The organism is Nocardiopsis lucentensis DSM 44048 (genome assembly GCF_000341125.1).
GTDB lineage: Bacteria > Actinomycetota > Actinomycetes > Streptosporangiales > Streptosporangiaceae > Nocardiopsis > Nocardiopsis lucentensis.
On the sequence record NZ_ANBC01000672.1, the window covers coordinates 1 to 9,978 of the forward strand.

The 9,978-nt window shown below is 72.5% G+C and carries 8 protein-coding genes; 3 read left to right on the forward strand and 5 right to left on the reverse strand.

Translation table 11 applies throughout. The annotated features are described in order from the left end of the window. The 3 genes from D471_RS0123630 to D471_RS0123640 form a co-directional block, all read right to left on the reverse strand. The coding region (locus tag D471_RS0123630) for an aldehyde dehydrogenase family protein (RefSeq protein ID WP_017600908.1) at window positions 1-999 on the reverse strand (999 nt) is incomplete at its 3' end. A gap of 173 nt (window positions 1,000-1,172) precedes the next feature. After that, entirely contained in the window at window positions 1,173-1,391 is a 219-nt protein-coding gene (locus D471_RS40975) for a hypothetical protein (protein ID WP_017600909.1), read from the reverse strand. Window positions 1,392-1,443: 52 nt separating this feature from the next. Beyond that, entirely contained in the window at window positions 1,444-2,091 is a 648-nt protein-coding gene (locus D471_RS0123640; protein WP_017600910.1) for a mycothiol-dependent nitroreductase Rv2466c family protein, read from the reverse strand. A gap of 219 nt (window positions 2,092-2,310) precedes the next feature. Here D471_RS0123640 and pepN point away from each other — a divergent pair, with 219 nt between their 5' ends. Together pepN and D471_RS0123650 are read left to right on the forward strand one after the other, a co-directional pair. Further along, a complete protein-coding gene (gene pepN, locus D471_RS0123645; RefSeq protein ID WP_017600911.1) occupies window positions 2,311-4,860 on the forward strand; it encodes an aminopeptidase N in 2,550 nt (849 codons plus the stop codon). A 123-nt stretch (window positions 4,861-4,983) separates the two neighbouring features. Then, on the forward strand, window positions 4,984-5,484 hold the full coding sequence (locus D471_RS0123650) for an SMI1/KNR4 family protein (RefSeq protein ID WP_152486413.1): 501 nt from the start codon (window positions 4,984-4,986) through the stop codon (window positions 5,482-5,484). Window positions 5,485-5,528: 44 nt separating this feature from the next. Here D471_RS0123650 and malQ read toward each other — a convergent pair whose 3' ends face one another. Next, window positions 5,529-7,568 (reverse strand): 4-alpha-glucanotransferase, encoded by a 2,040-nt coding sequence (malQ, locus tag D471_RS0123655; protein ID WP_017600913.1) that lies wholly within the window; start codon window positions 7,566-7,568, stop codon window positions 5,529-5,531. A 128-nt stretch (window positions 7,569-7,696) separates the two neighbouring features. Here malQ and D471_RS35810 point away from each other — a divergent pair, with 128 nt between their 5' ends. After that, complete coding sequence (locus D471_RS35810) at window positions 7,697-8,983, forward strand: MFS transporter (RefSeq protein ID WP_017600914.1); 1,287 nt, start codon at window positions 7,697-7,699, stop codon at window positions 8,981-8,983. A gap of 71 nt (window positions 8,984-9,054) precedes the next feature. On the opposite strand, the gene D471_RS0123665 is transcribed toward D471_RS35810, so the two are convergent. Further along, a partial coding sequence (locus tag D471_RS0123665) for an amidase (RefSeq protein WP_017600915.1) occupies window positions 9,055-9,978 on the reverse strand: 924 nt, incomplete at its 5' end.

Below are 9,978 nucleotides of genomic sequence, written 5' to 3' on the forward strand. Positions count from 1 at the left end.
GTCGCGGACGCGGTCGAGCTGGGCGGCGGAGACGAGCGGGCCCATGCGGGTGGCCTCGTCCTCGGGGTCGCCGGGGGCGTACTTGGCGGCGGACTCGGCGGCCAGGCGCACGGCCTCCTCGTAGGAGTCGCGGTGCACGAGCATGCGGGTGAGCGCGTTGCAGCTCTGCCCGGTGTTGCGCATGACGTCGGCGACTCCGCGCTTGACCGCCTGGGCGAGGTCGGCGTCGGGCAGCACGACGTTGGGGGACTTGCCGCCCAGTTCGAGGGCGACGCGCTTGACGGTCTCGGCCGCGACCTGGCTGACCCTGGTCCCGGCGCGGGTGGAGCCGGTGAAGGAGACCATGTCGATCCCGGGGTGGGCGGCGATCGCCTCGCCGACGACCGGACCGGTCCCCGACACCAGGTTGAACACACCCGCGGGCAGACCCGCCTCGTGCAGGACCTCGGTGAGCGCGTAGGCGGACAGCGGCGCCACCTCACTGGGTTTGAGGACCACGGTGTTGCCCGCGAGCAGGGCGGGGACGACCTTGAGCACGATCTGGTGCAGCGGGTAGTTCCACGGGGTGATGGCGCCGACGACGCCGATGGGCTCGCGCAGGATGAGCGAGTTGCCCTGGCGCTCGCCCTCGAAGTAGCGGTCGCCGACCTCCTCGACCAGGTCGACGAAGGTCCGGAACATCAGGGCGGGCAGCCCCGCCTGGACCTTGCGCGCGAACCCGGCGGGCGCGCCCATGTCGCGGGTCAGGATCGCGGCGACGTCGTCGAGGCGGGCGTTGTACAGCTCCAGGGCCTTGGCCATGTGTGTCACCCGCTGGCCCGGGGTGAGTGCCGACCACGCGGGCAGGGCCGCCCGCGCGGCCTGGACCGCCGCGTCGACGTCCTCGGGGGCTCCGGCCGGAACGATGTCGATGACCTGCTCGGTCGCCGGGTTGAGCACGTCCAGGCCCTCGCCGGAGGCGGACGTGCGCCAGGCGCCGTCGATGTAGAGGGATCGCATGCGCCCACTCTCGCAGAACGCGATTCTGGTTGGCCAGCGTTCGGGGCCGGGCCGGTGGTTTCCCGGAAGGCGCGTGCACGCCCCCGGGTGTGCCGAGCGGGGTGGCGGCGCGGGGGCGGCCGGGGGAACGGAGCCGGGCCGTGGTGCCGCGCGGGCGCCCCGGCCCGGCCGGATCAGTCCCAGTGCGGCGGGCGTTCGGCGATCAGCCGCGCGGTGTCGTCGTCGGGTCCGTCCTCGCCCCACCCCAGGGACCGTTCGTCGCTGGTGGTGTCGGGCAGGATGTCGAGGTCGTCGAAGAAGTCGACCGTGCGGTCGCCGTCGGGTCCGGACATGGTCACGCCCCCCTGGTGGGTCCAGCCGTCGTGTCCGCGGCGCGGACGGGTACGGGTCACGGGTGCCTCCGGGCGGGTGCGTGCCCGCCCGGATCAGCACCCTAGTCGAAAGTCAGTCGAAACTCGGCTCGGCGGTGCGGGTGCGCTTGAGCTCGAAGAACCCCTCGACCCCGGCGACCAGGCGCACGCCGTCCCACAGTTTGGCGGCCTCCTCGCCCCGCGGCGTCGGAGTGACGACGGGACCGAAGAAGGACACGCCCTCCACACTGATCACGGGCGTGCCGACGTCCTCACCGACCAGCCGCATCGCCTCGGCGTGGGAGGCGCGCAGGGCCTCGTCGTATGCGTCGGAGCTCGCCGCCGCGGCCAGTTCCTCGGGCAGACCGGCGTCGGCCAGGGCGGCGCGGTAGGTCGCCTCCTCACGCGGCTCGCCGTGCAGGTGGAACCGGGTGCCCAGCGCTGTGTACAGATCGCCCAGGACCTCCGGGCCGTGCTTCTGCCCGGCCGCCACGCACACGCGGACCGGCCCCCAACCCGTGTCGAGCAGTCGTCGGTACTCCTCCGGCAGGCCCTCCCTGCCCTCGTTGAGCACGGACAGGCTCATGACGTGCCAGCGCACGCGGACCGGGCGCACACGCTCGACCTCCAGGAGCCAGCGGGAGGTGATCCAGGCCCACGGGCACAGAGGGTCGAACCACATGTCGGCGTAGGTGGTCCCGTCCTCGGAGGAGGTACCGGGGTGGCTGGGGGACTGCGTCATCGCTCACTCCTCGTCACTGTGGGTGGGGCGGCCGCACGAGATCCGCCGAGAGTGGACAACCACCCGCGCTGGTTGCGCATTCCGCGCCGGCGCGTGGCAGGATCGGGATCGAGTTGATGACGACCACCGGCCCCGGCGAGGCTCGCCCCCCCACGCGAGCCCGTCGCGGTCGGAGACGATTCCGGCCGGCGAGGACGGCGGCCGTGAAGGGAGCGTGGCGTGGCGGGGAACCTGACACGGGACGAGGCTCGGGAGAGGGCGCGGATCCTGAGCGTCGACTCCTACACGGTGGAGCTCGACCTGACCACGGGTGACGAGACCTTCCGGTCCACCACCGTGATCCGCTTCTCCAGTTCGGAGGCGGGCGCCCGGACCTTCGTGGACCTGACCGCGCCGAAGGTGCTCTCGGCGACGCTCAACGGCCGCGAACTGGACCCCGGGGAGCTGTTCGACGGCGAACGCCTCATCCTGCCGGAGGTGGCCGCGGACAACGAGCTGACCGTCGTGGCCGACGCCGCCTACATGCGCACCGGAGAGGGCCTGCACCGGTTCGTCGACCCGGTGGACGGGTCGGTGTACCTGTACACCCAGTTCGAGACGGCCGACGCGCACCGCATGTTCACGTGCTTCGACCAGCCCGACCTGAAGGCGACCTTCGAGCTCACGGTCTTCGCCCCCGACTCCTGGCACGTCGTGTCCAACAGCGCCCCCGACGCCGAGCGCGAGGCCGCCGGGGCCGGGGGCCGGGTGCGCTGGCACTTCCCCGCCACCCCGGTCATGTCGACCTACATCACCGCGCTCATCGCGGGCCCCTACCACGTGGTGCGCGACGGGCACGACGGCATCGACCTGGGATTGTTCTGCCGCGCCTCCCTGGCCGAGCACCTGGACTCCGACGCCCTGTTCGACGTCACCAAGAAGGGCTTCGACTTCTTCCACGGCCTGTTCGACCTGCGCTACCCCTTCGGCAAGTACGACCAGCTGTTCGTACCCGAGTTCAACGCGGGCGCGATGGAGAACGCGGGCGCCGTCACCTTCCTGGAGGACTACGTCTTCCGCTCCCGCGTCACCGACGCCCGGTACGAGCGCCGCGCGGAGACCATCCTCCACGAGATGGCCCACATGTGGTTCGGCGACCTGGTCACCATGCGCTGGTGGGACGACCTGTGGCTGAACGAGTCCTTCGCGACCTACGCCAGCGTGTACTGCCAGGCGAACGCCACCCGGTGGACGGACGCCTGGACGACCTTCGCCAACGTGGAGAAGGCGTGGGCGCTGCGCCAGGACCAGCTGCCCTCGACCCACCCCATCGCGGCCGACATGGTCGACATCCAGGCCGTCGAGGTCAACTTCGACGGCATCACCTACGCCAAGGGCGCCTCGGTGCTCAAGCAGCTCGCGGCGTACGTGGGCGTGGACGCGTTCTTCGCCGGGGTGCGCGCCTACTTCAAGGAGAACGCCTTCGGCAACACCGAGCTGAAGGACCTGCTGCGGCACCTGGAGGCCGCCTCCGGCCGTGACCTGTCGGGCTGGTCGCGCGAGTGGTTGGAGACCACGGGCGTCAACACGATGCGGCCGGACTTCGAGGTCGACGCGGACGGGAACTTCACGTCGTTCACGATCGTGCAGGAGGCGGCCGAGGAGCACCCGACCCTGCGCTCGCACCGGTTGGCGGTCGGCCTGTACGACCGCACGCCGGAGGGGATCGTGCGCCGCGAGCGGGTCGAGCTCGACGTCAGCGGCGCCCGCACCGAGGTGTCCGAGCTGGTCGGCAAGGCCCGGCCGGACCTGGTCCTGATCAACGACGACGACCTCACCTTCACCAAGATCCGCCTGGACGAGCGGTCTCTGCGCACCGTGATCGAGGGTGTCGGGGAGATCACCGAGTCGCTGCCGCGCGCGCTGGCCTTCGGCGCCGCCTGGGACATGACCCGCGACGCCGAGATGGCCGCCCGCGACTACGTGTCCCTGGTCCTGTCCGGGATCAGCGGCGTGGACGACGTCATGGTCGCCCAGACCCTGCTGCGTCAGGCCACCGCGGCGCTGATCAACTACGCCGACCCGGCGTGGCGCCCGATCGGGTTCGAGAAGCTCGCCGACCGTCTGCGCGACCTGCTCAACACCGCCGAGCCGGGAGGTGACCTCCAGCTCGCCTACGCCAACGCGTTCGCGGGCGCGGCACGCACCGACGCCCACCTGTCGCTCCTGCGGGGGCTGCTGGACGGCGCGATCACCATCGACGGGCTCACCATCGACACCGACCTGCGCTGGACGCTGCTGCGTCAGCTGGTCGCCGAGGGCAAGCTCGGTGAGGAGGCGATCGCCGCCGAACTGGAGGCCGACCCGACCGCCACCGGCCAGCGCCACGCGGCCGGCGCCCGGGCCGCCATCCCCACCGCGCAGGCCAAGGCCGCCGCGTGGGAGCGCATCGTCGGAGCCGACCTGGCCAACGCGGAGTTCCGCGCCACCCTGCTCGGCTTCACCGAGCCCGGCCAGGCCGAGCTGTACCGCCCGTACGTGGAGAAGTACTTCGCCCAGCTGGCCCCGGCCTGGGAGAAGTGGACGGGTGAGTTCGCGCAGTCCTTCGCCGAGATGATGTACCCGAGCGGTCTGGTCGAGGAGGCGACGCTGGAGCGCACGGACGCCTACATCGCCGAGAACGACCCGGCCCCCGCGCTGCGTCGTCTGCTGGTGGAGGGCCGCGCGGGTGTCGAGCGCGCGCTGCGCGCCCGCGCCAAGGACATCGCCACGGGCCAGAGCCGGTCCTAGGGCACGACGGCGAGGCCCCGGGGACCAGTCCGGTTCCCGGGGCCTTCGCCGTGTACGGGGTCCTGACCCCTCCGCGACCGGGTGGCGGAAGGACGCGGGGGCATGGCTCCTACGATGCTGTTCATGGCACGTTTCGAGGATCTCCGGTACTCCTTGTGGGACACCGGAGGCGGGTACACCGCGCAACCGCCCCTCACCGAGGAGGCGATCGCGAAGGCCCAACGGCTGCTGGACGTCACGCTTCCCGACTCCCTGCTCGACCTGCTGCGCCATCGGAACGGCGGCGAGGTCGCAAAGGACTGGAACGCCTTCCCCGTCGGCGGGCCGACCTCCTGGAGCACCGACCACGTCCCCTTCGACCGCGTGATGGGCATCGGCGGCCGCGAGGGGACGCTCTCCCCGCTCGACAGTCCCTACCTGGTCGGGGAATGGGGGCTCCCCGCCGGAGTGGTCCTGGTCTCGGGTGACGGACCGTGCTGGACCGGGCTCGACCACCGGGCCCGCGGCCGAGCCGGGGAACCATCCATGACCTGGTTCGAGGCCGACCTGAACACGGAGCTGGTGCCCGCTCCGGACTTCCGGTCCTTCGTCGAGGGCCTCACCGCCGCCCGTGACCTCGAGTGAGGCCCCGCCCCGTCCCGGCGGGGCGAACACCACCCGGTACGCCCCTAGAGCATCCGGCCCTGACCGCCGCCGACCGGGCCCAGGGTCCGACGGATGCGCGCCACCGTGCGCGGGTCGGCGAGCAATTCGTCGACGAGCACCGGCTCGCCCTCCCCGCTGGTGAGCGGGATCCGCCAGTTCGGGTACTCCGTGCTCGTGCCGGGCTGGTTCTGCATCCGCCGCTCCCCCACCACGTCGGTCAGCGCCACACCCAGCATCCGCGCCGGGGTGGCCACCAGGTAGGCGTGCATCGCCGCGACCACCGAGGCGGGATCGGTCACCGGATCCACGTCCTCATCCAGCAACCCCAGCTCCACCAGCAGCGACCGCCACCGCTCCACACGGGCCTCGGAGTCGGCCAGCTCCTCGGACAGGGGCCGGTCGAGCAGCCCCAGCCGGTCACGCAACTCGACGTGCTCACCCGACAGGAACGACGCCACCGGAGGCAGGTCGTGGGTGGCGACCGTGGCCAGGCAGTCGGTACGCCACTCCTCCGGGCCGAGTGGCTCGCCCTCGGCGTCCTGCTCGAACCACAACACGGAGGTGCCGAGGATTCCCCGGTCGGCGAGGTGTTGGCGTACCCAGGGCTCCACGGTGCCCAGGTCCTCGCCCACGACCACCGCGTCCGCGCGGCGGGCGGCCAGGGCGAGCGTGCCCACCATGCCCTCGTGGTCGTATCTGACGTAGGTGCCCTCGGACGGGTCGGCGCCCTCCGGCACGCACCACATGCGGAACATGCCCATGACGTGGTCGACGCGGACCCCGCCCGCGTGCCGCAACGCCTGGCCGATGATCTGGCGGAAGGGCGCGTAACCGAGTTCGGCCAGGCCCCGCGGGTGCCAGGGCGGCTGCCCCCAGTCCTGACCGCGGCGGTTGAACTCGTCCGGTGGCGCGCCCGCGTGCAGGCCGCCCACCAGCGCGCCTGCGTACATCCAGGCGTCCGCGCCGCCCGCCTGCACACCGATCGCGAGGTCGTGCACGACGCCCAGGTCCATGCCGCCCGAGCGGGCGGTGATCTGCGCCTGCGAGAGCTGTTCGTCCAGCACCCATTGCAGCCAGCGATGGAACTCCACGGCCGGCCAACGTTTGAGGGCCTGCTCCCCCACCGCGCGCGCCTCGACGTCACGCAGGTGGGCGGGCCAGGACCGAAAGTCACTGCCGTACTCCTCGGCCAGGGCGCACCAGGTGGCGAACTCGACCAGGGGCTGGCCCTCGCGTTCGAGGTAGGTGCGCAGGGCGGCCTCCCGACCAGGGGCCCGGGGCACCTGGAACAGGACCTCCAGCGCGGTGCGCTTGGCCTCCCAGACCGCGTCCCGATCGAGCAGGTCGGCGGTGCGGCCGCGCTCGCGCAGGGGGCGGGCCAGACGTTGGATACCCTCCCGCTGGGCGGGGTCGAGCCGGGCGTACTCGGGGATGTCCTCCACACGGACGTAGAGCGGGCTGGCGTAGCGGCGGCTGACCGGAAGGTAGGGCGAGGGTTCCAGCGGGCCGACGGGCTCGGTGGCGTGCATCGGATTGACGAGCACGAAGTCGGCGCCGAGGTCGCGCGCGCCCCAGTCGGCGAGTTCGGCCAGGTCACGCAGGTCACCCGTGCCCCATGAGGCACGGGAACGGACACTGTAGACCTGCGCCATGAGCCCCCACAGACGGCGGTTCCCCCGCAGGGCGCTGGGTTCGATCCGGTCGGGGACCACCAGCAGCGGCGCGTCGTGTTCGGCTCCGCCGTCCTCGACCCGCAGCGTGTGCACACCGAGCGGGAGTCCGGGATCGAAGGGCAGCACGGAGCCGTCAGCGGTCTCGACGGTGCTGCGCGAGCCCTCCGGCAGGACCAGGTCGGGCCCCTTGCCCTCGCGGACGACCACGGCCGGGGGCAGCAACCGCCGCCGCCCGGCGTCGGAGACCGGTCGCTCCGGATCCACCCCCAGGGCCGCCAGGACATGGCGGATCGTGTCGGGGCTGACGGACACGCGCTCGCCCCGCCAGTCCTCGTAGGTGGTCGCGACACCGTACTGCTCGGCCACGCGGGCCAGCTGAACGTCCCTCACAGCAACCGATCATGCCCTACCCGGGCCCGTGTACACCGGAGGACCGCCCGGCGTGGGGCCAGAACGTCGGCTCGGCTCTGCCGTAAATCCGATCGCCGCCCGTCAGCGCGCTGTGCATAATGAACGGGGTGCTGTCCAACTACCGGCGTGTCTTCGCCGTTCCCCATGTCCTGTCCCTGCTGACCTGGTCACTCGTGGCGCGCTTCTACATGCCCGGGTTGATGATCGCGGTCACCTTCCTGGTCGAGGAGTGGACGGGGTCCTACACCTTCGCCGGGTTGGTCGCGGGCGCCTTCACCCTGGGTATGGCGCTGGTCGGGCCGCTGCGCGGCAGGATGGCCGACCGAGGTCGCAGCGACCGGCTGGTGCTGGTGTGCGGGGTGGTGTTCAGCGCGGGTCTGCTCGCGCTCGCGCTGATGCCGGGGGCGCTGTGGTGGCTGGCGGTACCGCTGGCTCTGTTCTCCGGGGTGTTCGGCTCCCCCGCGAACCAGATCGTCCGGGCCCTGTGGCCGCGGCTGACCTTCGGCGCCGAGCGCAACGCGATCTACGCGGCCGAGGCGACCACGCAGGAGCTGCTCTTCGTCTTCTCCCCCGTGCTGACCGCCGGCGTGGTGGCCTACGCCGGTCCCCGGTGGGCACTGGCGCTGCTGTCGGTGCTGGCGCTGGCGGGCGCGGTCGGGTTCGCGCTCTCCCTGCGACGGGCGGGGGTGAGCAGCCCCGTCCCCGGTCAGGACGCCTCGGCCTCCTCGGGGACCGCACCGAGGAGGAGCCTGCTGCGCTACCCGGCTCTGTGCGTCCTGCTGCTGATGTCCCTGCTGCTGGTCTGCGGGATCGTGGGTGTGGACCTGGTCGTCGTGGCCTGGGCCAACGAGTTGGACTCACCCCATTACGTGATGGTGCTGGCGTCGGTGTGGGCGCTGGGTTCCCTCGTGGGCGGCGCGGTCGCCGGGGGGTTGAAGGGGCGGCCGCGGCTGATGCGGCGAAGTCTGGCCACCGCGCTGGGCCTGTCGGTCCTGGTGCCGTTCATGCCGCCGGTCGTCCACCTTCCCACCCCGCTGTGGATCACGCCGTTGCTGTTCCTGTCGGGGGTGGCGATCGCGCCCACCGTGGCGGCCGTGATGGGTCGGCTGGGCGACGTCTCCCCTTCGAACCGCCGCGCCGAGGCGTTCGGCTGGTTGGCCTCCGGGATGGGTGTCGGCAGCGCGGCCGCGGGCCCGATGATCGGGGCGTTGATCGACGGCTTCGGGGTGGCGGGTGGCGCCGCGGGCGCCGCTGTCGTGGCGTCGCTGGCCGCGGCGCTGAGCGTGTTCGTTCCCGCGTCCGGCACGGAGGCGGAGTCCGGGGCCGAGCCCGCTCCGGAGGGGTCCGTGGCGGGCGCCGCCCGGAACGTGGACACGGCGCGGGAGGGCGCCTGATCCTCGCCCGGGCGGACCGTCCGTAGGGGCCGCGACCGCCCCCGTGCCGGGACCGGTGCCCCGGAGCCGCCCTATCCCAGCCCCGGCGGGACGCGGTGCGCCCAGGGCCGGGCCTCCTCCATCTGGGCCGACAACGACAGCAGCGTGCCCTCCCCGCCCATCCGGCCGGTGAGCATGACCCCGATGGGCAGTCCGTCCGGCGACCAGTGCAGGGGGACGCTGACGGAGGGCTGTCCGGAGACGTTGTACACCGACGTGAACGGGGTGAACTCGGTCATACGGCGGAACTCCTCCTCCGGGCCGCCTTGGTCGAAGTGTCCGATCGGGACCGGCGGCAGTGCCAGGGTGGGGCTGAGCAGCACGTCGTAGGGCTCGGTGGCGGTGATCAGTGAACGCACCCCACGCTGGAGCCGGGCGCAGGCCGCGATGTAGTCGGGGACGGGTGTGGCGCGGGCGCGTTCCCGCAGCCACCGGGTGATCGGTCTGAGGTCGTGCTCGCGGTCGGGGTCCACGGGGCTGGCCGAGGCCATCGCGGCCCAGAGCACGCCGAAGTCCTCCGGGAAGGTTCCGCCGAAGTGGGCGTCGCCCGGCGTGGGGATCTCCTCCACCTCGTGGCCGAGCTCGACGAGCAGGTCGCTGGCGGCGTCATAGGCCGCCCGGACGTGGGGGTGGACGGGGGCGTCGACGCTTCCGGCGTCGGCGTAGCGGCCGACGCGCAGACGCCCGGGGGCGCGGCGCGCGTGGTCGGCGAAGGTCTCACCCGGGGGGAGCGGCGGGGCGCCGTAGAGGTCTCCGGACCGTGCGCCGGCCATGGCGTCGAGCAGGAGCGCCGCGTCCAGCACGGTGTGGGTGAGGGGACCGGCCGTGGACAGGCCGACCAGGTCGGGTTTGAGGGGACCGCCGGAGATCCGCCCCCGCGTGGGCTTGAGGCCGAACAGTCCGCACGCGCTGGCGGGGATGCGCAGGGATCCGCCGCCGTCGCTCCCGTGGGCGGC

What these genes read in the sequence shown, in the direction of transcription:
- D471_RS0123640 (WP_017600910.1), bottom strand. Translation starts at nt 2,091, where the DNA reads ATGACGCAGTCCCCCAGCCACCCCGGTACCTCCTCCGAGGACGGGACC.
- D471_RS0123650 (WP_152486413.1), top strand. Translation starts at nt 4,984, where the DNA reads ATGGCACGTTTCGAGGATCTCCGGTACTCCTTGTGGGACACCGGAGGC.